The organism is Shewanella xiamenensis (assembly GCF_014647135.1).
Taxonomy (GTDB): Bacteria; Pseudomonadota; Gammaproteobacteria; order Enterobacterales; family Shewanellaceae; genus Shewanella; species Shewanella xiamenensis.
The window spans coordinates 1-919 of the sequence record NZ_BMOP01000054.1 but is presented as its reverse complement, the minus strand read 5'-3'; the positions used below and the strand labels follow the sequence as shown (position 1 = coordinate 919).

The window sequence follows — 919 nt, the reverse complement described above, 5'->3', positions numbered from 1 at the left end:
TCACGCTTGCAGGAACATACGGGAACTGCTTGGCATGGTATGGCATTTTATGGGAACCGTTTCCCCATTTCCTGGCAGTGGGCATGGCACGGCGAAAATGTAGCAGTATTCGGATCAGCTATTTAGCGTTTCGAATGAAATGAAGTTAATTTAATGCTTATTTATATACATACTTTATGTAGCAAAAGGGCTTGAATTGTTCTTTAATGTAGTTAAGTATCCAAAAGTATTTGATCAGATAAATCTTCCTAGATAGTTGCTAACTGTGCAGGTGGGGAAGCATGTCGGATATCCATTGGAGCGCAATGTGGAAGTTCCTAAAATACCTGATGATGAACAAGTTCGTTTAAATCAGCTTCGGGCTTTAGCAATTCTTGATACTTCTCCGGAAGAGCGGTTTGATCGCGTAACGCGCATGGCGAAACGCTTATTTGGAGTTCCTATCGCTTTGGTTTCATTGGTTGATGAAAACAGGCAATGGTTTAAGTCATGTATGGGATTGGATGTTTTAGAGACAGAGCGGACGATTTCATTCTGCGGTCATGCCATCCTTAACAATGGTGCGCTAGTCATAAATGATGCCACTCAGGATAAGAGATTTTCAGATAATCCCTTGGTAATTAATGAACCCCATATTCGCTTTTATGCAGGTTATCCCCTGCGAACGTTGAGCGGACAAGGATTAGGTACGCTTTGTATAATTGATCTAATCCCTCGGGAGTTTAGCGATGAGGACATCGCTATGTTAGCTAATCTTGCGAATATGGTGGAGCGCGAAATTATGGCTGTGCAGGGCTTTGTTTCCTAAATCGATTCAGCGAACAAAGCCCCTCATAATCGTCTAAATATCAAACTACACGGTAAGTTACAGGCATGCCTAGCCCAGTAAGTTTGTTCAAAGCCCTAATCATCGCGTAAG

General features: G+C 42.3%; 1 protein-coding gene. It reads left to right on the top strand.

Going from position 1 to position 919, the window contains the following annotated elements; genetic code table 11:
- Positions 1–307: 307 nt before the first annotated feature.
- The gene (locus IEY09_RS20095) at positions 308–808 is read left to right on the top strand and encodes a GAF domain-containing protein (RefSeq protein WP_308423915.1); all 501 of its coding nucleotides are present in this window, start codon (positions 308–310) and stop codon (positions 806–808) included.
- The last annotated feature ends 111 nt before the right edge of the window (positions 809–919 follow it).